The following is a 21,418-nucleotide window of genomic DNA, read 5'->3' as shown; positions in this document are numbered from 1 at the left end:
GGCGACACGCCGCATCCAGGTCGGCTTTCAAGCTATAACGGACGGTCGCTTGCGCCGTAGGAAAACACCGACGCTCCGTTTCATTTGTTCGTGAGCCAAGCGTCCTGAAGACGCGCCGACTCATATAGCGAAGCCGCCACTGCCTTACCCGTATTGACCATTCGACGGTGTACACCTTTTCCCATTGGGGTGCACCCTCAGCGCCTGCGCGACGCACAGGCCCTCCCGTCTATCTCACCGGGGCTGCTGTTGCTCGAAATCTCAAAGCATCAACGAGAACAGTAAATGCCGGACTCGGCTGGCGACGGCTCGGATAGTAGAGGTGGTAACCGGGCATCGGCATCGACCAGTCGGCCAATACGCGCACGAGTTTCCCAGCCGCGACATAGTCGCTCACGACGTCTTCCGGCAAGTATGCGAGGCCGAGCCCGGCCAGGGCGCTGTCCAGCTGTAGCGTGATCGTGTTGAACGACAACTCGCTACCCGGCCGTACTTTCAGCTCGTTCCCTTTCTTTACGAACGGCCACGACCAGACGCCGCCGGAACTCGGCAGGCGCAGGGAAATGCAGCGATGCCCCATCAGGTGGTCCGGGGTCGTGGGTGTGCCATACCGTTGGAGATACGTTGGCGCGCCGACCACGCACTGTTCGAAGTCTGGGCCAATGCGCACGGCAACCATGTCTTGCGCTACCTGCACGCCAAGACGAATACCCGCATCAAACCGCTCCGCCACGATGTCAACCAGCCTGTAATCGTTGATGACCTCCACGCTGATATCGGGGTATTCAGGCAGCAGCTTTGCCAACGTCGGCACCAGGATTTCTTGCGAAGCGTGCTCGACAGATGTTATCCGCAGGCTCCCGGCTGGTTTGTCCCGCAGCGCGTTCAGATCGGCRAGGCCAGAGGCAATACCTTCGAAGTGAGGCGTGATCGATCTGAGCAGCCGTTCGCCTGCCTCGGTCGTGGAGACGCTGCGAGTCGTGCGCGTCAGAAGCTGGACGCCCAATCTCTGTTCGAGAGACGTCATCTTCGCGCTTAATGCAGGCTGCGAGATCCCCAGTTGCGCCGCCGCTCGCGTAAAGCTCTTTTTCGAAGCCACCGTGAGGAACGCGGCAAGGTCATCCAGGCTCACCTTCATATTTATAACCCCTTCCTATAACAGCAAGAGGATTGTGCCATCTAATCGTATGAGTTTCACGGTGATAGATTGACAGTACGCAGCCGGCGGAACGCACATCCGCAAAAACCACGAGGCATGACCATGCTTGTTAGTGACGAAGACGCTGGACTACCGCAGCAGCCACCGCATCGTCTCAGTCTCCGAAGCGACAGCCGGCGCACCTTCGTAAAGCACGCGATTGCACTGGGCGCGGTCGCAGCCGCCGAACTCACCCTCGGTATTGGCAGGGCATATTCCCAACGCAAACATGACACTCAACCCACACAAGGACAAGGTATGAAACAGCGCACGTTAGGAGGACTGCAGGTCTCGGAAATCGGCGCAGGCTGCATGACTTTCGCTGGCAACTACAATGCCCCCGTCCCGAAAAACGAAGCTCTAAAGACAATCCGAACGGCTTTCGAGCATGGCGTCACATTCTTCGATACCGCCGAGGTCTACGGACCGTACCTGAGCGAGGAATTCGTTGGCGAAGCGGTTGCGCCGTTCCGTGACAAGGTGCAGATCGCCACCAAATTTGGCTTTGCTATTGACGGAACGATTGCGCTGAACAGCTGCCCGGAGCATATCCGCAAAGTGGTTGAGGAGTCTCTGAAACGCCTGCGAACCGATCGCATCGATCTGTATTACCAGCACCGCGTCGATCCGAGTGTCCCGATCGAGGATGTCGCCGGAGCGATCAAGGACCTGATCAGCCAGGGAAAGATTCTGCGTTTCGGGCTTTCCGAAGCGAGTGTGAAGACCATCCGTCGCGCGCATGCCGTGCAACCAGTTGCCGCAGTCCAGACGGAATACTCGCTGTGGACCCGCAACGTCGAACTGAATGGTGTGCTGGCGACGTGTGAAGAACTCGGAATCGGCTTCGTGCCGTGGTCACCATTGGGCCAAGGCTTTCTGGCCGGCGCCTTCGATACGAACACGAAGTTCGACGAAAAAAATGACTTTCGCGCTGGGTTCCCTCGCTTCTCGAAGGAATTCTTGAAGTTGAATATGCCCATCATCCAATGGCTCAAGGAGTACGCAGCTACCAAAGGGGCGACACCATCGCAGGTTTCGCTGGCGTGGTTGCTTGCGAAAGGATCCAATATCGTTCCTATTCCGGGTACGCGTACCGAGGCGCATCTGCTCGAAAACCTCGGTGCCCAGCGCCTCCAACTTACGGGCGCTGACATTCAGGAAATCGACACCAAGCTTTCAAAATACCCTGTCTTCGGCGACCGTATGGGCAAAGAACACATGAGTCAGATCGACTATACGGTTTGATTTCCATAACGCGGTGGTGGTCAACATTCCGCCATTGTGTCCCCGAGCCACCAGAACCCGAAGTAAAGTTACGTGAAATACAGCAAGATTTTTGAGCCAATAGTGCTGGCACCTGGCCTGACCGTACGCAATCGAGTAGCGATGGCCCCAATGACAACCTGGGCTAGCAACGACGATGGCACCGTCTCCGACGAGGAGGACGCCTATTACCGCCTTCGGGTGAAGGACGTCGGTTTGGTCATCACCGGCTGCACGCATGTGCAAGAGAATGGGGTTGGTTTCACTGGAGAATTTGCCGCGTACGAGGATCGCTTCATTCCAAGTCTGAAAAAACTAGCGAAGGCCGCTAAAAGCGGCGGTGCCCATGCGATCCTGCAGATTTTTCACGCTGGCGTGAAGACGTTGCCGACGCTCGTCAGCGACGTAGTAGCAGCAAGCGACGTTGAAGGTGACGCAGGCCCGTTTGCCTCAGCCCTCGTGCCGCGGGAGCTTCAGGAAGAGGAAATCCTGGACGTTATTGAGGCGTTCGCTGCCGCCACGCGACGCGCTATCGCTGCCGGCTTCGATGGCATTGAGCTTCATGGCGCACACGGTTTTTTGATCCAGAACTTCTTCTCCCCCCATTCGAATCGACGCGTTGATCGATGGGGCGGTTCGCTCGAAAACCGTATGCGGTTCCCACTCGCAGTTGTAGAGGCTGTGAAGCGAACCATCGCAGATCATGCCGATCGTCCCTTCGCGCTTGGTTATCGGATATCAGTAGAAGAAAGCGTAGACGGAGGACTGGGCATCAGTRATTCCCTCCAGTTGGTCACGCGCCTGATCGATACCGGAGCGACTTATATCCATGCTTCGCTCGGCAGTGCGTTGGATCAAAGGCCCGCGATGGCCAATTCTGACAAGTCGATCGTCAACATTCTGCGGGATCACATTAGTGGTCGGGTCCCCTTAATTGCGGCGGGCGGCATCAGGACACCGGAGCAAGCCGAAGCCGGGATAAAGATGGGGCTCGCGCTTGCGGCCGTAGGTCAGGGCCTCGTAATCAACCCAGACTGGATGGCGCAGGCGCGTGAAGGTCGCGATGAAAGCATCCGCCTTTCTGTTTCCGCTAGCGACGTTTCGCGGGTTGGCATCCCGCAAAAGCTATGGGCTGTCATCGATGCAACGCCAGGTTGGTTCAACGTATCCGAGAATTCGCCGGGACGAGCCGAGAAAGCTTGACGGTGGTGAAACGCGTGCCACAGGCATCACTGCCGCCGCCTTACAGGTCGCCGTGCGGTCCTTGCCTTTGAGGTCGATGAAGCGGCATCAGCGTTGCCAGCCTGTGTCCGCTTGAAGCGTCGTTACGGACGCTCAAGCGGCCAGTTGGACCGAGAGCTGACGGTCCCCTATTGGCCGGGCGCAGGCATTGTGAGATCCCTGCTGGCTGTCCGTCCCCGACCCTGAACGGTCAACCGATTGGTCGTGGTAGAGTCGATCATCATTCTTGATCGCGTAGCCTTATGCCGCCACCCGTTGAACGTGGACCCGTCGATTCAGCAGACCATCGACAGGGCATGGAAAGCGCCGCTGATGCACATAGTGTGACCATGCGGATTCCGGCAATTGTTCCAGCGCAAGCCGCTCTGGTGGTCATGCACTATCAGACCGACATCCTGGCGTTATTTCCATCGGTCGCACCCACTTTGCTCTCCAATACGCGCAAGCTGTGTGACGCTGCGCGGGCCAAGGGCGTCAGCGTCTATTTCGCCAAGATCCACTTCCGTCCAGGCTATCCGGAAGTCAGTCCGTTGAACAGGAATGGGCAGGGAATCAAGCAACTTGGTCTTTTCGTCGACGACCAGATCTCGCCGGAACTCGGCCAACAGGCCACCGAGCCACTCATCGTCGCGCATCGCGCCAGCGTGTTCTTTGGTACCGACCTGCAGGTACGGCTTTCCGCGCAGGGTATCAATACCCTGCTCATGGTGGGCATTGCTTCGACCGGTGTGGTGCTGTCGTCGGTCGCGTACGCGAGCGATGCGGACTTCCGTTTATTCACGGTCAAGGATTGCTGCTACGACCCGGATCAGGTCGTGCACGATCATCTTTTTTCAACGGCGTTCGATTCGCGCACAACGGTGCTCTCGCTCGCTGATGCCTTGCGGTTGCTTGCCTAGCATTTGCTGGCATTTCGACAGTTTGGGGAGCAAGGCGGTCGCTCCACCGCGCGTCGTGCGGCTCGCTCAATGGCCGGTTGACCCATCACGGCCGTTGCGCGCGCGGTTGAACGGCGGTTATGGCACCGAGCGACGGACATTCGCCATTGCATGGAGGGAAATGGCGGAGAAACCACGCCTTGGGTGGATCGAACGCGAGAAGTCTTGCGGTTTGACCATGGTTTAAGCGGTCCTTCTTCGGGACTGATCCCCATTGCGCTTGAGGGCCGAATCATCCCGATGCTCGGCGACTATTGGACCCTGCCGAGCTATCGCCCCAATCTCTCCCGCAGGAACTCAATGAAGCGCTGAGTCTTCGCGGGAAGCAGGCGGGTCTCGGTGATGGCATAGACCGGCATTGGCATGCCGTGCCATGCCCGCATGATGCGCCGCAGCTTCCCGCTGGCCAGGTCATCGGCAACGATTTCCTCGGGCATCAGGATGATGCCCATGTCGAGCGTCGCCAGCCGGCGGATCATGCCAACGCTGTTGAGCGTGAAGCGGCTACCCACCGACACCGTGGTGGCGCGCTCGCCATCGTGCAATGTCCATGATCCCGCCTTCAGGATGCCCAGGCACTCATGCCGTGCCAGGTCGGCGGGATTGGCTGGCTCGCCCGATCGCTCCAGGTAGCCCGGCGAGGCATAGAGGTATGGCGTGAGCGAGGCCAGCGTGCGTGCGATCAACTGCGAGCTTTCGGATTCCCCCATGCGGATTGCCACGTCGAAGGGTTCGCTGACCAGGTCGACCCGTCTCGGCGTCAGGTCGAAATCGAAGGTGATGCCAGGATAGAGGCCGGCAAATTCGGCGATCAGGGGCGCCAGGTAGGTCACCGCAAAATCCACCGGCAACGAGGCGCGCAGCACGCCGCTGGGCTGGGCCAGCATTTCGCCGAGCTGCTCGTGTGCCAGGCGGGCTTCATCGACGATGCGCTTGCAACGCTCGAAGTAAATCTGGCCGGCCTCGGTCAGTTCGATCTTGCGGGTCGTCCGATGCAGCAGGCGCAGCCCGATCGCCTTCTCCAATCCGCTGATCCGGCGCGACAGTGTCGAGTTCGGCACGCCCATGGCCTCCCCGGCGCTGCGAAAACCCTTGGCTTTGACGACCTCAACAAACAACGCCATGTCGTTAAGCAGTTCCATGCAATTGCTCCATTATCGGATCAATGTTCTCCAAATTACCATATTTATCCCGCACAAGGAACGCGCGATGATGCCTCCATCCAATTCAACCGAGGAATTCCATCGTGAGCAAACTGTTTGATCCCGTCCGCGTCGGCCGCTACACCCTGCAGAACCGCCTGGTCATGGCACCGATGACCCGCAGCCGTGCCCAGTACGACGGCACGCCGGGCGAAATGGCTGCCGAGTACTACGCCCAGCGCGCCAGTGTCGGCCTGATCGTCACCGAAGGCACCCAGCCCTCGGACGACGGGCAGGGCTACCTGACCACGCCAGGCATCTACACCGACGCGCACGTGGCAGGCTGGAAGAAAACCACCGATGCCGTGCATGCCAAGGGCGGCCACCTCTTCATCCAGTTGATGCACGCCGGGCGCATGTCGCACCCGGATAACACGCCGCATCACCGGCGGGGCGTCGCGCCGTCGGCCATCGCCCCGGGCACGCCGATGTTCACGGCCAAGGGCATGCAGGACATTCCGGTGCCAAGTGCGCTGACCACCGAGGAAGTGCGCCAGACTGTCCGGGATTTCCGCTATGCGGCCCGCCGCGCGATCGAGGCCGGTGCCGATGGCGTCGAGATCCATGGCGCCAACGCCTACCTGATCCAGCAGTTCTTCGCCCCCAGCGCGAACGCCCGCACCGATGAATACGGCGGCTCGATCGAGAACCGCGCCCGCTTCGCAATCGAGGTGGCTGCTGCGATTGCCGACGAAATCGGCGCGGACCGCACCGCCATCCGGCTGTCGCCCGGCACGACGATGTGGGGCATCGACGAAGGCGCCGAAGGACCGGCCCTGTACCGCTATCTGGTCGCCGAACTCGACAAGCTGGGGCTGGCCTACCTGCACATCATGCACCAGGGCAATGAAGCGGTGCAGGCCGACATCCGCAAGCTCTGGCAGCGCACGCTGATCCTGAACCGGCCGGGCCGCCCGCGCGAGCAGGTCGGGGCCGACCTGGCTTCGGGGCTGGCCGACCTGGAAGCCTACGGCCAGATGGTACTCGCGAACCCGGACTTCGTCGCCCGGCTGAAGCACAGCGCGCCGATGAACGAGGCGGACCGCAATGGCTTCTTCGGCGGCACTGCGCAGGGCTACATCGACTACCCAACCTTGAGTGAAGCCCAGGGTGCCTGAGGCAAACATCATGCCCGTCATTGCCCCGCTGCAGCGCGCCAACCACGGCAGCCACTTCCGCGCCTACGGCCTGCGCGGGGTGGCAGCGCTGATCGATCCCTTCCTCGGGATCGATCATGCCTGGATGAGCGCGCCGACCTTTCCGCCGCATCCCCATGCCGGCTTCTCGGCCGTGTCCTACCTGTTCCTCGACTCGGAAACGGGCATCGACAACCGTGATTCGCTCGGCACCCGCAACCTGATCCGACCCGGTGGCCTGCACTGGGCGACGGCCGGGAGCGGTATCGTTCATGAGGAAGTTCCGGCAGAGGCCGGCAAGACTGTCCATTCGTTGCAGATCTTCGTCAACCTTGCCCCGGAGCGACAGTACATTGCTCCATTCGCACTGACCTTGGAACCGCAGGATGTACCGGTGGTGCAGTTGCCCGGGGCAAAGGTGCGCGTGCCCGTGGGACGCTTCCGGCACGCCCGTTCGCCGCTGACGCCGCCGACCGAAGTGACGATGCTCGACATTTCGCTGGAAGAAGGTGCCGAACTGGCCGTGCGCATCGACTCAGGACATTGTGCCTTCGTCATGCCGATCTTCGGCACGGCGATGGTGGACGGCCAGGACTTCGGGCGCAACGATCTCAAGCTCCCGGTCTTTCCGGCGCAGGACGCGCGCTGCGCGATCACGCTGCAAGCTCTCCACGGCAGCGCCGAGGTCATGCTTTTTGCCGGCCCGCCGTTGCACTCCACCGCAACCTGACCACGAAGGAGTCTCATCATGGCTTTCGAACGCTTCACCGGCGATAACGCCGCGCTTCTGTTGATCGACCACCAGGTCGGCACCATGGGCTGGGTCCATTCCATCCCCTTCGAAGAGATGAAGCGCAACGCGCTGATGCTGGCCAAGACCGCCAGCATCCTGAAGATGCCGGTCGTGCTGACCTCCAGCATGGAGGAATACGCACAAGGGTCGCTGCTGAGCGAACTGGAAACCATCCTGCCGGACGAATTCGCCGCGCGCATCAAGCGCGTCGGTATCGTTAACGCGATGGATGACGAGAACTTTGCTGCGGCCGTCGCGGCAACCGGGCGCCAGAAGCTCATCATCGCTGGCGTCACCAACGATGTCTGCACGGTGTTCCCGGCACTGAGCCTGGTGCGCGTTGGCTACGAAGTGCAGGTGATCGCCGATGCCGGCGGCTCGCCGAGCAAGATCGGCGACGACATGGCCTTGCGCCGCATGGAGAAGAACGGCGTCACGCTCTCCAGTACGAACCAGGTAATTGCCGAGCTTGCGGGTAGCTGGAGTACGCCCGAAGGGATGCGGATTGTGCAGGAAGTGGTCATGCCCGCATTGCAGGGCTGAGGGAAGGAGCCACCCCCTTGTTAGGCCCGAGGTGCTAACCCGACGGCCTGGCGGTGCGCGCAGACCGCAGGCGACAGGCAGGGCATCAAGCTGGCCGGGCGGCACTTGCCTGCAGGGCCGTTAGAAGACCCTTTGGGCTGGGCCCGATGACGGGGCCAGGCCGTCCGGACCCTGAAATGGCCCTTAGATTTCCGTGCCCACCTCTCATCTAAAAATCATCGATTTTTGGAAATCACACTAATCATGTATTGATTTAAATCGCGAAAATCCTTAACCCTCCAAGAGTACGGCGATAGCTTTACACCATTCTCTTGCAGAGTTTTGGGAATCAAGTCTCCATTTGGACGAAGTATTATCGATGATACAATAACGCCAGGATAATCATTTAGTCGTTTTTTGAAAGCGGATGTTGTAAGATCAGGTGTGGGAGGGTTGCTTTTATTAGCCAACGGTCCTGTTCCTTTGAGATCCATTCCGTGGCACATGACACATCTCTGTAAATAGAGATTTTTTCCATTTACATTATCCGCGAAGGATAGTGATGCTTGAATTAGCGCTAAAAATCCCAGCGAAGCGATGAATAATATTTTCATTTTTATGTGGCATTGTTGTATAAATCAGATCTGAACCTAGGGAAATCCCCGGAGATTCCACTGCAACACTCAATTCTCTCGATAAAATTTGAAATTAGAGCTAAGGTTGCCATCTTTGATAGTGATTTGCGGCACGAACTACTTCTCGGTTTGTTTGATAGGTCTGCCGGCCTTACCTTCACATGGGCTCGGTCCGCCATTGTCCCACTGTCCGCCACCAAGGTAGAACCGCCGTTCAATCGTCTGCGGACACACGCCAGCGAGTGTCGCAAACTGGCCGTGAGCGGCCATCTACGGCGACGACCATTCCCGCCCCACTTGCAACGTTCGCCCCCCGACTTGCAAACGTCAGACCCCCACCTCAACCACCCGGGCCCTCAACCGCGGCGTGGCGAAATCAAGAAAAGCGCGCAACTTCAGCGGCAGGATTCCCTGTCCAGTGTGAACAAGGCTGATGGGCCACGGCGCCGGCTCAAACGGTGCGAGCACGATCTTGAGTGCACCGGCACGCAACGCGCTCGCCATCTGATAAGACACCACGCGAGTAATCCCGACGCCAGCCACCGCCGCGTCGACTGCAGCCTCGGCAGTGCTGACGGCAAGCCGCGAGCGGACGGGCACCGCGATCTCCGACTTGCCCGACATGAAGCTCCACACCTGCCTGGATGTCATCTGTTCGAAAGTAACGCATGCATGCGTGGCGAGCTCAAGGGGGCTCGTCGGCGTGCCGTATTCGGCGAAGTAGGCGGGGCTTGCGCACACCACCCGACGCACCGTGCCAATCGGTGCCGCGATGAAACTGCTGTCGGGCAGTTCCGCAATCCGCAATGCGACGTCGACGTGCTCTTCAAGAAGAGGCACCCTGCGGTCGGTCAGCACCATCCGCACATCGATGTCCGGATAAGTCTTGAGGAATTCCGCGACCACGGGCAAGACGTGCAGGCGTCCGAAGACGATGGGTGCAGTGATGACCAGCTCGCCTTTGGGCGCCGCGTATTCCCCGGACGCCGCACGCTCCGCCTCTCCCACTTCCTCGAGAATGCGCCGGCATGCGGCGACATACGATTGCCCGGCTTCGGTGAGAGAAAGCTGTCGGGTGGAGCGATGCAGGAGTCGGGTTTTCAGGTGCGACTCCAGGTCTCCAACCTTGCGGCTCACCGTTGCGAGCGGCATCTTGAGTTGGCGCGCCGCGGCAGAAAAACTGCCTGCTTCGACCACGGCCACCAGGATCGACATGGATTCGAAGCGATCAGCCATGTTCTCATTTTTTGGGAGGATGATTCCCAATAATGACAGATTATCTTCATCGGTGGAAGAGAATACCATCGGCCGCATCTCCCCGACAGGCGAGGCGGCGAACGATTCGCGGCCTCTCAATCGGCTGCTTTCTGGCCGCCACGTCCCGGGTCCCCAAGAATCAGGAGAATGTGCTGTGTCAACGCTTTCGAGTCCCCATCCGCAGTCCTTGCGAACAACCGCTTCCATCAGAAACTTGCCCGTCAACCTGTTTGCGTCGGTAATGGGTATTGCCGGACTGTCTATTGCGTGGCGCCAGGCCAGCCACGAATTTGGGGTGACTCCGCTGATCTCTGACGCAGCCGGCATCCTCGCCCTGGTTGTATTCGTCGTGCTGAGCGCGGGCTATCTCTTCAAGGCAGTCAAACATCCTGAGGCGGTCGTCGCGGAATACCGGCATCCCGTCGCCGGCAATTTCTTCGGCACGATCACGATCGCTATCCTGCTGCTTTCCTCGGTCGTTGCCCAACTGAGCCAGATGCTTGCCGAAGTCATGTGGGCGGTAGGTACGATTTTCACGCTCGCGCTCTGTTTCGCGATTGCGGGCCGGCTGCTGCGGGGAAAGATCGACGCTGCGCACGCAGTTCCCGCCTGGTTCATCCCGGGCGTGGCCACGTTGGATATCGCCGTTGCGGGCGGAACCATGCCAATGCCGTGGGCGCATGAGGTCAACATGTTCGCGCTGGCCGTGGGAACGATGATTGCCCTGTTGTTCTTTACGATGATCATGTCGCGAATGATTCACCACGAGCCGCTGCCCGCCGGCATGGTCCCTTCGCTGCTAATCCTGATGGCACCGTTCGAAGTGGGCTTTCTTGCCTACACCAACTTTACGCAGCACGTCGATACCTTCTCCGGGTTGCTGTTCTACTTCGGTCTTTTCATATTCCTCACACTGGCACCCAAGGTGTTTCGCAGGGGGGTTCCGTTTGCTACCGGTTGGTGGGCGATCAGCTTTCCGATGGCGGCGCTGGCGAGTGCCGCGCTGAAATACGCGATGTTCGTCCAGGCCTGGCCCCTGAAGGTGATTGCAATCATCCTGCTCGCCATGCTGAGCCTCGCGATTGTGATTCTTTTTGTCAGAACGCTGCACATTCTCCTTAACGGGAAGATGCTCGCCGGTTGAAACAGCACACAAATGGCTACCTGCGCACCCGGGACAGCTGCGTTGACGTCACTTCCAGACGCAATATCGGAAGGTCTGGCGGTCGTTTTCTGTGGAATAAACCCCGGCATGAGAGCGGTGGCGACGGGCCACCATTTTGAAGGGAATGGCAACCGTTTCTGGCGTGCCCTGCATTTGGCCGGTTTCACGCCAGAACTGATGCGTGCCGAAAACGACCGGGACCTGCTCGCCCATCGGTGCGGATTGACAACAGCTGTTGGCCGGCCTACGGCGCGGGCCGGCCAGCTTTCACCGCATGAATTCCTTGAGTCGGCTTCGGCGTTACTGAAGAAAATCGAACTTTATCGCCCCACCTATATCGCCTTCCTGGGGAAGGCCGCATACGCAGCCATTTCAGGTCAGCGGCACGTCTTGTGGGGACGCCAGAACGCTATGTTCGGCGGGTCGAAAGCGTGGATCCTGCCAAATCCGAGCGGTTTGAATCGCTCGTTCAGCCTCGATGACCTCGTCGGGGCTTATAGGGAGTTGTACCTTGCAATAGATTGACGCTCGCAAAGCCGCCGCGCACCCGGTACGTTTCGTCTCGCTCTTCCGGAAGGCGGGGTGCATTGCCTGGTCGTCTGCGTCAGGCCACTCGACATTGCGTGCCGGCTTTACGCCGGCTAGTCGACGTTAACGAGACTCCAGCGGAGCCTTCCGCGCCCGATTTGTGCGGCGCGAGCAACACCGGATCCGGTCTTTCGGGCTGGTCCGTCCCGTGGTTTGCGCGGGCGAACCCAGGCAGCGGCGATGTCGATCCATTGGGATTCGAGGGACCACCTCCCAATCGGCCCGGTTTTTGTAATGATCTCTACATCATTGAAACCTGCGCTATGGAACCCTATGCTGCCTTCCATGACCACGTCCCAAGATTCCTGGATCCTGCTGATCGTCAGCCTTCCCACATCGGGTGCGACCGCCCGCATGCGGATCTGGCGCACGCTCAAGGCGTTAGGCGGCGCCGCCTTGCGCGATGGGGCTTATCTGCTGCCGGCCGGCGCCGAGCAAGTGGAACAGTTCCGCGAACTGGCCGACGATACACAGCAGCAGGACGGCCAAGCCTGGCTGTTGACGGTACAGCCCCAAGAGGACGACGACGCCGCCACCTACCGCGCGTTGTTCGACAGGTCGAGCGACTACGCCGAACTCCTCGCGTCCGTCTCGGCAGCCCGCCAGACGCTTTCCAGTCTAAGTGAAGCCGAACTCAATCGCCTGCAGCGACGGCTCGGCCGCATCTACGAGGCGATCCGCAAGATCGACTTCTTTCCCAACGAGGCGTCCTTGCGTGCCGAGGCACAGTGGCGGGACTTCACGGGCGCCATTGAAACAATCCTGTCGCCGGGCGAGCCGCACCCCGCCGCAGGGGCCATCGCGCGACGCGACCCCACGCAATACCAGGGGCGGCTATGGGCGACACGCCGCCATCTTTGGGTCGACCGGGTGGCTTGCGCGTGGTTGATCCAGCGCTTCATCGATCCCCATGCTCGTTTCCTGTGGCTCGAAGCCCCCGGTGACTGTCCCGCCGATGCCCTGGGCTTCGATTTCGACGGCGCGACATTCACCCATGTCGGTGAAAAGGTTTCCTTCGAGGTGCTGCTGGCGAGCTTTGCCCTGGAGGCAAATCCAGGATTGCAGCGTCTGGCGGGGATGGTCCATGCGCTGGATGTCGGCGGACCGACCGTCCCGGAAGCGAGCGGGTTCGAGGCGATTCTGGCCGGCGCCCGTGAACGGCTGGCCGATGACGATGCGCTGCTGGCCGAAACCGGCTTGGTGCTCGATTCCCTGCATGCCCACTTCTTGAACAACCGGAAACGCTAGGGGTCATTGAACCTATCTCAAGGACGATCCATGAGCAACCTGCAGCAAACCAATATCCCCGACATGCCAGCGGCTGAGCGAATGGGCTATACACTCTGGCAACTCGTGCTCTATATGTTGCGCCTGGGTACGCTGGGCTTTGGAGGTCCCGTGGCCCTCGCCGGCTACATGCACCGGGACCTGGTGGATGAACGCAAGTGGATTACCGATGCCGATTACAAGGAAGGCCTGGCGCTGGCGCAACTGGCACCCGGGCCGCTGGCCGCGCAGCTCGCCATCTATCTCGGCTATGTGCATTACCGCATCGTCGGGGCGACCTTGGTCGGCATTGCATTCGTCGTTCCGTCGTTCCTGATGGTGGTGGCATTGGGTTGGGCTTACGTCCGGTTTGGCGGACTGACCTGGATGCAGTCGGTATTCTATGGGGTAGGTGCCGCGGTCATCGGGATCATTGCGATCAGCGCATACAAGCTCACGAACAAAAGCGTTGGCCGCGACAAGCTGCTGTGGGTGATCTACCTGATGCTGGCGACGGTGACGGTCGTCACCGAGTCCGAGATTGCCTGGCTGTTCCTGGCGGCCGGCATGGTGGTGTGGTTCTGGCGGGCGCCGCCGAAGTGGCTGCGTCAGGGCGGCCTCAATGCCATGGCGGCGACGCAGGTACCCACAACAGTGAGCGGGATCGTCAGCACCGTGGATTGGCCGCTGTTGACGCAGGTTGGCGTGTTCTTTGCCAAAGCCGGCGCTTTCGTATTCGGCTCCGGGCTTGCCATCGTGCCGTTCCTCTATGGCGGCGTCGTGACCGAACACCATTGGTTGAACGACAAGCAGTTTGTCGACGCCGTCGCAGTGGCCATGATCACGCCGGGCCCCGTGGTGATCACGGTCGGCTTCATCGGTTATCTGGTCGCCGGCCTGCCGGGCGCATCCGTGGCCGCGCTTGGCACCTTCCTGCCTTGCTACCTGTTCACCGTGATCCCGGCGCCCTACTTCAAGAAGTACGGCAAGCGGCCCGGGATCATCGCCTTCGTCGATGGCGTGACGGCGGCGGCAGTCGGGGCCATCACGGGTGCCGTGATCGTCCTGGCCAAACGCTCGATTGTCGATCTGCCTACCGCCCTGCTTGCGCTCGTCACAGTCGCCCTGCTCTGGAAATTCAAGAAGCTGCCGGAGCCAGTCATCGTCATCGGCGCAGCCCTGGCTGGTCTGGTTGCCTACCCGCTACTTCACGCCTGAGCCGCACGAACAAGGAATCGATCATGACCTACCAGATGAAGCCGCTTGCCGTCGATCCACGCAAGCTCACCGGCCTTTCGGTAAAGCTGATTATCAGCCATTACGAGAACAACTACGGCGGCGCTGTGAAGCGATTGAACGCCATCACGGCGGAACTTGCCGCGCTGGATCCGGCGACCGCACCCGTCTTCATGCTCAATGGCCTGAAGCGTGAAGAACTGATCGCCGCCAATTCGATGATCCTGCATGAGGTGTATTTCGACGGGCTCGGTGAAGGCGGCGCCCTGGGCCCCGAACTGGAGTCGGCGCTTATCCGCGATTTTGGCAGCGTGGCCCGCTGGCAAGCTGAGTTCACGGGCATGGGCAAGGCGCTGGGCGGCGGCTCGGGCTGGGTGCTGCTGAACTACTCGCCACGCGACAAGCGGCTCGTGAACCAGTGGGCGCCCGATCACGCACACACTCTGGCGGGCGCTACTTCGATCCTGGCGCTCGACATGTATGAGCATTCTTATCACATGGACTTCGGTGCAAAAGCTGCTGCGTATGTGGATGCCTTCATGCAGAACATCCATTGGGCCCAGGCAGCCGAGCGCTTCGCCGAAGCCCGGAAGTAAGTTCGGAGCCAAGAACATGCCCACTGCCATCTCTTCCCACGAACTTGCCGAAGCGATTCAAGCGCCGGTCCCGCCGCAGATTGTCGACGTCAGGCGCAGGCAGGCTTTTGATGCCAGCGCGCAAATGATTGTCGGTGCCTCCTGGCGCAACCCTGACGACATGGATAGCTGGATCGCAAAACTCGACTCCAGCCGGCCGGTGATCGTCTATTGCGCGCATGGCCTGCAAGTCAGCCAGGACTGCGCCGCACGGCTAGAGGACGAAGGTATCCGAGCGGCCTATCTCACTGGCGGCATTGAGCAATGGTCCGCCGGCGATCACCCGACCATCGGCAAATCGTAAGGAGCCGGCCATGAAATGGATTACCCGCGAACGTCCGAAGATAGACCGGATTGCCTGTCCCTGGCTGATAGCCCGTTTTATCGACAAGGAACCGGAATTCCTGTACGTGCCGACCGGCAACGTCGTGAAAGTCGCAGGCGAGACCGGGGCTGTTCCCTATGACATTCCTGGTGTCGAACTTTCGCATGTCGGAGAACTGTGCAGCTTCGACGCCTTCCTGGACAAGTACCGTTTGAATGATCCCGCCTTGCAGCAACTCGCTGGCATTGTGCGGGGGGCGGACACGTCGAAGCTGGACCTCACACCGCAATCGGGCGGGCTCTACGCCATCTCGCTGGGGCTCTCGCAGGTGTTTTCCGACGACCACGAGATGCTCAGGCACGGCATGGTGATGTACGACGCCTTGTATGCCTGGTGCCAGCATTGCCAGGCGGAAGCGCATCGTTGGCCGCCGAAGATGCCTGCATGAACTGCTAGTCGCGTCATTGCTCGGGAGATGCACTGTGAAGCCGATCCCGCTCATGTTATGGATGCTGCTGACAGCCATGCCGGCAACCGGAGAAACGATCATGTTCAACCAGGACAGGCAAGGTACCTTGCCGGCGGGATGGGTGGCCGGTGTCACCGGCGGTGGCACGCCGAAATGGACTGTCGAGGCGGACCCGTCCGTGCAGGACGGCACCAACGTGCTCAAGCAGTCCGGTTCCGGGGATTTCCCCTGGTGTGTGAACCCTGCCGCCTCCATCGCCAATGGCTTCGTGGAGGCAAGGTTCAAACCCATGTCCGGCCGCGAGGACCAGGCAGGCGGTGTTGTCTGGCGCTGGAAGGACGGCAACAACTACTATGTCGCGCGGGCGAATGCACTGGAGAACAATGTCTCGCTGTATTACACGGCAGCCGGACGCAGGCACACGATCCAGTACAAGGATGCGCCTGTCGAAGCCAAGGTCTGGCATACGCTACGCGTGGAGTTCGTGGGGAACCATATCCAGGTCGCGCTGGACGGCAAGCGCTACATCGATGTGGCGGACGACCATATCAGCGGTGCCGGCGCGGTGGGCGTATGGACCAAGGCGGACAGCGTGACCTTGTTCGACACCTTCTCATATGGGTCCGGCGGTACGAAATAGCACCGGGAAAAGATGTGAAACCAATGGTCGCGTACCGCGATGCAAACGCTTGAGGATCCTGCCGTGACCGTCGGCCAAGCCCGGCTCGCTCGCCTGCTACTGCCAGCAGGCGTCGATGCCGGTGCCTTGCCACTTCTGGTCGGGCGCGCGTTACGCGGCTTCTGCGACGGGTTCATCGCCGTCCTCCTGCCCGCATACCTGCTAGCGCTCGGTTTCGCGCAACTGGCAGTGGGATTGGTCAGCAGTGCCACCCTGATCGGCTCGGCACTGGCGACGATACTGGTGGGCGTCCTCGGCCATCGCTACCCACAGCGCCGTCTGCTGTTGCTGGCGGCCGCGCTGATGGCCGCGACCGGCATCGGATTCGCCGGGCTCTCCTCCCTCTGGCCACTACTGCTAGTTGCGTTCGTCGGTACGCTTAACCCAAGCTCCGGAGACGTCAGCGTGTTCCTGCCGCTGGAGCAGGCTCGCCTTGCTGATTCCGCTACCTCAGATGCGCGCACGGCGCTGTTCGCCCGGTACAGTCTGACCGGAGCCCTCTCCGCCGCCATTGGCGCGTTGGCAGCGGCGCTGCCGGGCTGGCTTGCCTCCCAGTTGGGGGTATCGTTCCTCAGCGCCATGCGCGCGATGTTCATGATCTATGCATTGACCGGTGTCGCGCTCTGGTTCCTCTATACGCGGATGCCCGAGCCAGAGCCGCGCGTGGCATCGGTTAGAACGCCACTAGGCCCGTCCCGCCGAATCGTTACCCGCCTTGCCCTGCTGTTCAGCGTCGACGCCTTTGCCGGTGGGCTGGTGGTGAACTCGCTGCTGGCACTGTGGCTGATGCAACGATTCGGCCTCTCGCCAGGGGCTGCCGGCCGGTTCTTTTTCTGGTCGGGCTTGCTCTCCGCAGGCTCCCTGCTGGTTGCCGTGCCGCTGGCTCGCAGGTTCGGCTTGCTGAACACCATGGTGTTCACCCATATTCCGTCCAGCCTATGCCTGATCGCCGCAGCATTCTCTCCTTCGCTGGTGGCGACGCTGGTCCTCTTGCTCGCGCGCAGCGCGCTGTCGCAGATGGACGTACCGACAAGGACCGCTTATGTGATGGCGGTCGTGACGCCGCCCGAGCGCCCCGCTGCCGCCAGCCTGACCGCGGTACCCAGGAGCCTGGCTTCCGCGCTGGGTCCGACCCTCGCTGGCGGCTTGCTGGCGATGGGCTGGGTCGGCGCGCCACTGGTCGCTTGCGGCCTGCTAAAGATCACCTATGACCTCGCGCTGCTTGGTGCATTCCGGCGCATCAAGCCAGTCGATTGACGTGACACGCGAGTTGCGTCGATAGGTCTGATGCGACGCGGCCGGGCCGACGGCCTGGCGTTCTCGCCGTCCAATGGACGCGATGTCAGCCGGCGAACGACCTGCCGTTCAGCACCGGACACCGGATATCGCGACGAAACCTGCACCTTAATGGTGCTCCGGCCATTTCGGGTGGTAATCGTCGATAGTGAACGCGTGCCGGTGACTATGCGTCAGGAGGTGGCTGAAGTTACGCGCGACGTTAGCCGGCGCCTGTACCGGGTCGAACTATGGCACTTCGTCGTGGGCACTTTCGTTTGGGTCGCCTGATCGGCCGGTCCTGCCGTTGGGAGAGCAAGCCGCGAATGGCCGAAGTGGGCCGAATGCGCCGTTCGAAGTTGCCTGCCTCAACAGCGGCTATTCGGGTTCAACGGCCATCTACACGATCTCATCCGAACAGAAGCCTATTGCCAACTTCACTTTGTGACGTGCCAAGAGATTGGAACTCCTAACGCTGAGTCACACGCCTCCGCCCGTGCCATTGAGATACCCAGTGGTGAGCGAGTGTCGCCTGTTCAGCCAGCCTTATCGCTGCTAATCGCCCGGATCTTGTCCCAAACGTGCCCGGGCTGGGGAATGTCGAGGTCGAAAACGGTTTCAAACGTGTCCGCGAGATGGTCCGCGCTGGTGATGCGGTGTTCGCTAACGCTGTTGGGCATCACGTTGCGCAAGCGATCGTTCTGCAGGGCGACATAGCCGTCCGCGGTATGACGCAGGACTGCCAGCGCGTTTGTGAACGGCGACCCGGGATCCCGCATCAACCAGGCATGCATGGCGGCCATGGCAGCCTCGTCGCTGTGGTCGACCCGGAAGTCGAAGCTGCGCGCGATGCCATGCGCATGATTGTTGAAGCGCAGCCAGCCGTCCTCCGTCGACATGATTGAAAAATCGAAGCCGCGCTGGCTGATCGGTCCGATATCCAGCGGCACGGGTTCGACGATGGCGTCGGCCACGCCGACCTCGGCGAGATAGGGGCAGTCGAGATCGACACGCAGGGTTAGGTGATTGCCGATGGCAACGTCGCCCAGTATTTCACGATTAACGCCGCCGCACAGACGGGTTACCCGGAAACCGAGCGCATCGAGAGCTGCGCCGAAGAGACCGTTCATCTCGTAGCACCAGCCGCCGCGCCTGCCCTCCACCATCTTGGCGAAGGCAGACGCCGGGGTGATCGAGGACGGCCATCCCATGAAGGCATCCAACGCATCAAAGGTGAACGTCATGAGGTGAGCACGATGAAGCCTCGACAGGCCGTGAAGGTCGAGAGAGACCGGCTGGTCGATCTTGATCCTTGCGAGATAGGCGTCCAACTGGCTGGCTGTCAAGGTCATTCCGTTTTCGTTTGAAGGCACGTGTGTCATCCTTCGGTCTCCTTTCGATGGACCGTTGTTGAGGTTCTCGATCCATCCCAAAAAGTGCATGAACGTGCAACAAGCATGAGGGATACCAAGGTCCCCCGGCTATTCTTGCCGAAGATCTGGGCGCGTCTGTGCGGAACCAAACACTTCGTCAACGAGACCTTTCCACTAGTGCCAGTAGACGCCTTTGTGGGCACAACGGACATCGGAACGTCTTCCCGACGGAGCGACTAAGCGGCCCTTCCTGGCCGGAATACGACCTCCGGCAGCCGTGTGCCATTTGGCTCTGGTCGACCCGAAACAGGCAGTGGCCCTCCTCGAAAGCGGTCATTCCGGCAAGCCGGGACGGAAATGCCATGCGGTCACCGATAGTCGGTCTGCTCAAGATAGTGTGTGGTTTCCAAGCACTGAAACGATCGATTTGCCGGCGAGTCGTTCACTGTGCGCTACGGCAAAACAAGTACTGGTATGCTTTGCAACCTGCACCAGCGCGCTCCGGGCGGGCTGGTGGCTCAACTTAAGGTTCAGCCACACGGGGCGTGCTCATAACTGGACGAAGAATCAGCGATGGGCGCTGCATTGAACAACGACCTGCCACACACTGCCATGCCGCTAAGCCGCTTGTTGTTGCCGCCGGAGCCGCCGACGCTTGCGCCCGGCATCGTGCACAGCAGTTTCAGCGTGCAAGGCGACGCCCGGCAAAGCTTCCGGGCCTGGCAGGAGCGCATGAGTCCTGTCTACGACATACGGCCTCCGTCAAAGCGAGCCGAGGATACCTTCGCTGCTTCGCTGTCTCGTTACACGATCGACAATCTGAGCTTCTTCGACTTCCACACCGGGCCGAACCTGGCCGTGCGATCGTTGGGCCGGGTTTCGACCGAGAGCGTTCATGACATAAGCTTCAGCGTGTTCCTTGAAGGGCCACCGGGCCAGTTCCTGGGCGGCAAGCCGCCGCCCGACGCGCCGCACATACCGCAAGTGCCAAGTATCCTCGCGCTGGACATGGATCAGCCGTGCACAATCCGGAGTTTTCAGGGTCGGATACTGCTCCTTTTTGTGCCGCGCGCTTTGGTGGAGAGGTCGTTCCCCGATGCCGCCTCGCTGCATGGCCGCTGGATTCACGCAACCACGCCTTTGATCCGCCTGATCATTGAGCATCTGGTTGCATTGAATCGACAAATCGTCGGGCTCGACCGGGAGGAAGCGCGTCAGCGCTTTATCACCGCGGTAGAGCTGCTTGTCGCCGCTTTCAGCCGTCAGGCCGGTCTTTCCGGCAATGGCCGCGCGGCGGTACGCGCTGCCGTCTATGGACAGGTGCGGCGCCATGTCGAGGCCAATCTGCACGATCCGGATTTGTCGCCCGACAGCGTGTTGGCATCGCTGCATCTCTCGCGCGCCAGCGTGTACCGTCTCTTTGAGCATGAAGGCGGCCTGGCCGCTTATATCCGCAGCCGCAGGCTGCGCATGGCAGCCAATGAGCTGGTGCGCTTTCCGCATATCGAGGTACAGGACATTGCCTCGGGGTTGGGTTTCAATGATGCGTCGAGCTTTACGCGTGCATTCCGTCGCGCCTTCGACATCGCGCCGCGGGAGTTGCACGAGTACGCGCCGTTGCTCCGGCGCAAACATGCGGCACAGGAGCGCTTCGCATAGACGGGCAGTGTTGAACACCCCAACATCCCCCCCCCTGCCTTTCAAGGCAGGTCTTCGCCACCAGTCCCGTCATCACCACGTCGTCCGCCGCGATCAGCGCCTTGCAAGGAGCCGCGTCGGGCATCGGCGTCTCTCGTTCCGAGGTGCCTGCGAAACCGAATCCATCGCGGGGAGGCGTTCCGGGAGCGCGTTGCCAGCCGCCCCGGCCTCGTCATGCTAGCTCCGGGTACAAAGCGGCAACCCTCCGCGCGCCGCCGCAAGGGTGCATCGGCATCCATTTATACGTACATATCACTCGCTGTCACCCCACCTTAATTGGGTAGGGCACCATCTTCAGCTTGCCTGGTGTCCCGGGTGTGCGGCTACGATGTGCGAACAAAGTGCCGACATCGGATACCTGGAGAAGACCAGCGTGAGCATCAAAGGCAAGGCATATATCGTCGGGGCCTACGAGCACCCGACCCGCAAGGCACCGGACAAGACCGTCGCGCAACTGCACGCCGAGTGCGCCAAGGGCGCGCTGGAGGACGCAGGACTCAGCCTGCAGGACGTGGATGGCTAT

21 protein-coding genes and 1 pseudogene are annotated in these 21,418 nt (G+C 60.8%); 17 read left to right on the top strand and 5 right to left on the bottom strand.

The genetic code is table 11. The features are described 5' to 3' along the window. Window positions 1–229: 229 nt before the first annotated feature. Entirely contained in the window at window positions 230–1,138 is a 909-nt protein-coding gene (locus AC1DT6_RS28340; protein WP_477103715.1) for a LysR family transcriptional regulator, read from the bottom strand. A gap of 318 nt (window positions 1,139–1,456) precedes the next feature. Here AC1DT6_RS28340 and AC1DT6_RS28335 point away from each other — a divergent pair, with 318 nt between their 5' ends. The 3 genes from AC1DT6_RS28335 to AC1DT6_RS28325 all read left to right on the top strand — a co-directional run bounded on the left by AC1DT6_RS28335 (window position 1,457) and on the right by AC1DT6_RS28325 (window position 4,602). After that, window positions 1,457–2,443, top strand: coding sequence for an aldo/keto reductase (locus AC1DT6_RS28335; RefSeq protein WP_441629535.1), 987 nt, complete (start codon window positions 1,457–1,459; stop codon window positions 2,441–2,443). Window positions 2,444–2,515: 72 nt separating this feature from the next. After that, entirely contained in the window at window positions 2,516–3,664 is a 1,149-nt protein-coding gene (locus AC1DT6_RS28330; protein WP_477115133.1) for an NADH-dependent flavin oxidoreductase, read from the top strand. Between the two features lie 335 nt (window positions 3,665–3,999). Next, entirely contained in the window at window positions 4,000–4,602 is a 603-nt protein-coding gene (locus AC1DT6_RS28325) for a cysteine hydrolase family protein (RefSeq protein ID WP_441629533.1), read from the top strand. 308 nt (window positions 4,603–4,910) lie between these two features. On the opposite strand, the gene AC1DT6_RS28320 is transcribed toward AC1DT6_RS28325, so the two are convergent. Continuing rightward, window positions 4,911–5,783: a LysR family transcriptional regulator gene (locus AC1DT6_RS28320; protein ID WP_441629532.1), complete on the bottom strand. Its 873-nt coding sequence runs from the start codon at window positions 5,781–5,783 to the stop codon at window positions 4,911–4,913. Between the two features lie 104 nt (window positions 5,784–5,887). Between AC1DT6_RS28320 and AC1DT6_RS28315 the strand changes: the two genes are divergently transcribed. The 3 genes from AC1DT6_RS28315 to AC1DT6_RS28305 are packed head-to-tail and all read left to right on the top strand — an operon-like array spanning window position 5,888 to window position 8,315. Continuing rightward, window positions 5,888–6,961: an alkene reductase gene (locus AC1DT6_RS28315; RefSeq protein WP_441629531.1), complete on the top strand. Its 1,074-nt coding sequence runs from the start codon at window positions 5,888–5,890 to the stop codon at window positions 6,959–6,961. A 10-nt stretch (window positions 6,962–6,971) separates the two neighbouring features. Further along, window positions 6,972–7,709: a pirin family protein gene (locus tag AC1DT6_RS28310; RefSeq protein WP_441629530.1), complete on the top strand. Its 738-nt coding sequence runs from the start codon at window positions 6,972–6,974 to the stop codon at window positions 7,707–7,709. Window positions 7,710–7,727: 18 nt separating this feature from the next. Beyond that, the gene (locus AC1DT6_RS28305; RefSeq protein WP_441629529.1) at window positions 7,728–8,315 is read left to right on the top strand and encodes an isochorismatase family protein; all 588 of its coding nucleotides are present in this window, start codon (window positions 7,728–7,730) and stop codon (window positions 8,313–8,315) included. Between the two features lie 215 nt (window positions 8,316–8,530). On the opposite strand, the gene AC1DT6_RS28300 is transcribed toward AC1DT6_RS28305, so the two are convergent. Both AC1DT6_RS28300 and AC1DT6_RS28295 read right to left on the bottom strand, forming a co-directional pair. Continuing rightward, on the bottom strand, window positions 8,531–8,908 hold the full coding sequence (locus tag AC1DT6_RS28300) for a c-type cytochrome (protein WP_441629528.1): 378 nt from the start codon (window positions 8,906–8,908) through the stop codon (window positions 8,531–8,533). A 348-nt stretch (window positions 8,909–9,256) separates the two neighbouring features. Next, on the bottom strand, window positions 9,257–10,165 hold the full coding sequence (locus AC1DT6_RS28295; protein WP_441629577.1) for a LysR substrate-binding domain-containing protein: 909 nt from the start codon (window positions 10,163–10,165) through the stop codon (window positions 9,257–9,259). A 175-nt stretch (window positions 10,166–10,340) separates the two neighbouring features. On the opposite strand from AC1DT6_RS28295, the gene AC1DT6_RS28290 reads away from it, so the two are divergent. The 9 genes from AC1DT6_RS28290 to AC1DT6_RS28250 all read left to right on the top strand — a co-directional run bounded on the left by AC1DT6_RS28290 (window position 10,341) and on the right by AC1DT6_RS28250 (window position 17,806). Then, the gene (locus AC1DT6_RS28290; RefSeq protein WP_441629527.1) at window positions 10,341–11,330 is read left to right on the top strand and encodes an SLAC1 anion channel family protein; all 990 of its coding nucleotides are present in this window, start codon (window positions 10,341–10,343) and stop codon (window positions 11,328–11,330) included. A gap of 12 nt (window positions 11,331–11,342) precedes the next feature. After that, the gene (gene mug, locus AC1DT6_RS28285; protein ID WP_441629526.1) at window positions 11,343–11,876 is read left to right on the top strand and encodes a G/U mismatch-specific DNA glycosylase; all 534 of its coding nucleotides are present in this window, start codon (window positions 11,343–11,345) and stop codon (window positions 11,874–11,876) included. A gap of 348 nt (window positions 11,877–12,224) precedes the next feature. Next, on the top strand, window positions 12,225–13,187 hold the full coding sequence (locus AC1DT6_RS28280; RefSeq protein WP_441629525.1) for a chromate resistance protein ChrB domain-containing protein: 963 nt from the start codon (window positions 12,225–12,227) through the stop codon (window positions 13,185–13,187). A gap of 30 nt (window positions 13,188–13,217) precedes the next feature. Then, window positions 13,218–14,423 (top strand): chromate transporter, encoded by a 1,206-nt coding sequence (locus AC1DT6_RS28275; RefSeq protein ID WP_441629524.1) that lies wholly within the window; start codon window positions 13,218–13,220, stop codon window positions 14,421–14,423. 23 nt (window positions 14,424–14,446) lie between these two features. Continuing rightward, window positions 14,447–15,037 (top strand): superoxide dismutase, encoded by a 591-nt coding sequence (locus AC1DT6_RS28270; protein ID WP_441629523.1) that lies wholly within the window; start codon window positions 14,447–14,449, stop codon window positions 15,035–15,037. A 16-nt stretch (window positions 15,038–15,053) separates the two neighbouring features. Next, window positions 15,054–15,380 (top strand): rhodanese family chromate resistance protein ChrE, encoded by a 327-nt coding sequence (chrE, locus tag AC1DT6_RS28265; RefSeq protein ID WP_441629522.1) that lies wholly within the window; start codon window positions 15,054–15,056, stop codon window positions 15,378–15,380. A 10-nt stretch (window positions 15,381–15,390) separates the two neighbouring features. Then, window positions 15,391–15,849 carry a chromate resistance protein ChrB domain-containing protein gene (locus AC1DT6_RS28260; RefSeq protein WP_045242333.1) on the top strand — a complete coding sequence of 153 codons (459 nt, stop codon included), beginning with the start codon at window positions 15,391–15,393 and terminating at the stop codon, window positions 15,847–15,849. A 100-nt stretch (window positions 15,850–15,949) separates the two neighbouring features. Next, on the top strand, window positions 15,950–16,510 hold the full coding sequence (locus AC1DT6_RS28255; RefSeq protein WP_477103714.1) for a 3-keto-alpha-glucoside-1,2-lyase-like domain-containing protein: 561 nt from the start codon (window positions 15,950–15,952) through the stop codon (window positions 16,508–16,510). Between the two features lie 39 nt (window positions 16,511–16,549). Next, the gene (locus tag AC1DT6_RS28250; protein ID WP_477103713.1) at window positions 16,550–17,806 is read left to right on the top strand and encodes an MFS transporter; all 1,257 of its coding nucleotides are present in this window, start codon (window positions 16,550–16,552) and stop codon (window positions 17,804–17,806) included. A 554-nt stretch (window positions 17,807–18,360) separates the two neighbouring features. On the opposite strand, the gene AC1DT6_RS28245 is transcribed toward AC1DT6_RS28250, so the two are convergent. Then, on the bottom strand, window positions 18,361–19,176 hold the full coding sequence (locus AC1DT6_RS28245) for an arylamine N-acetyltransferase family protein (RefSeq protein ID WP_441629519.1): 816 nt from the start codon (window positions 19,174–19,176) through the stop codon (window positions 18,361–18,363). Between the two features lie 606 nt (window positions 19,177–19,782). On the opposite strand from AC1DT6_RS28245, the gene AC1DT6_RS28240 reads away from it, so the two are divergent. Both AC1DT6_RS28240 and AC1DT6_RS28235 read left to right on the top strand, forming a co-directional pair. Then, a complete protein-coding gene (locus AC1DT6_RS28240; RefSeq protein WP_441629518.1) occupies window positions 19,783–20,856 on the top strand; it encodes a helix-turn-helix domain-containing protein in 1,074 nt (357 codons plus the stop codon). A gap of 412 nt (window positions 20,857–21,268) precedes the next feature. Further along, window positions 21,269–21,418 (top strand): annotated as a pseudogene (locus AC1DT6_RS28235) (thiolase domain-containing protein); the annotation flags it as partial.

The sequence above is a fragment of the Cupriavidus sp. 01L45 genome, from assembly GCF_056399885.1.
Note: the sequence above shows the minus strand (reverse complement) of the source record. Positions and strands in the feature narration are given on the sequence as shown.

Coding starts and splice junctions, on each gene's coding strand:
- AC1DT6_RS28335 (WP_441629535.1), top strand. CDS start 1,457: ATGAAACAGCGCACGTTAGGAGGACTGCAGGTCTCGGAAATCGGCGCA.
- AC1DT6_RS28325 (WP_441629533.1), top strand. CDS start 4,000: ATGGAAAGCGCCGCTGATGCACATAGTGTGACCATGCGGATTCCGGCA.
- AC1DT6_RS28320 (WP_441629532.1), bottom strand. CDS start 5,783: ATGGAACTGCTTAACGACATGGCGTTGTTTGTTGAGGTCGTCAAAGCC.
- AC1DT6_RS28310 (WP_441629530.1), top strand. CDS start 6,972: ATGCCCGTCATTGCCCCGCTGCAGCGCGCCAACCACGGCAGCCACTTC.
- AC1DT6_RS28305 (WP_441629529.1), top strand. CDS start 7,728: ATGGCTTTCGAACGCTTCACCGGCGATAACGCCGCGCTTCTGTTGATC.
- AC1DT6_RS28300 (WP_441629528.1), bottom strand. CDS start 8,908: ATGAAAATATTATTCATCGCTTCGCTGGGATTTTTAGCGCTAATTCAA.
- AC1DT6_RS28295 (WP_441629577.1), bottom strand. CDS start 10,165: ATGGCTGATCGCTTCGAATCCATGTCGATCCTGGTGGCCGTGGTCGAA.
- mug (WP_441629526.1), top strand. CDS start 11,343: ATGGCTACCTGCGCACCCGGGACAGCTGCGTTGACGTCACTTCCAGAC.
- AC1DT6_RS28280 (WP_441629525.1), top strand. CDS start 12,225: ATGACCACGTCCCAAGATTCCTGGATCCTGCTGATCGTCAGCCTTCCC.
- AC1DT6_RS28275 (WP_441629524.1), top strand. CDS start 13,218: ATGAGCAACCTGCAGCAAACCAATATCCCCGACATGCCAGCGGCTGAG.
- AC1DT6_RS28270 (WP_441629523.1), top strand. CDS start 14,447: ATGACCTACCAGATGAAGCCGCTTGCCGTCGATCCACGCAAGCTCACC.
- chrE (WP_441629522.1), top strand. CDS start 15,054: ATGCCCACTGCCATCTCTTCCCACGAACTTGCCGAAGCGATTCAAGCG.
- AC1DT6_RS28260 (WP_045242333.1), top strand. CDS start 15,391: ATGAAATGGATTACCCGCGAACGTCCGAAGATAGACCGGATTGCCTGT.
- AC1DT6_RS28255 (WP_477103714.1), top strand. CDS start 15,950: ATGTTCAACCAGGACAGGCAAGGTACCTTGCCGGCGGGATGGGTGGCC.
- AC1DT6_RS28250 (WP_477103713.1), top strand. CDS start 16,550: ATGCAAACGCTTGAGGATCCTGCCGTGACCGTCGGCCAAGCCCGGCTC.
- AC1DT6_RS28245 (WP_441629519.1), bottom strand. CDS start 19,176: ATGACCTTGACAGCCAGCCAGTTGGACGCCTATCTCGCAAGGATCAAG.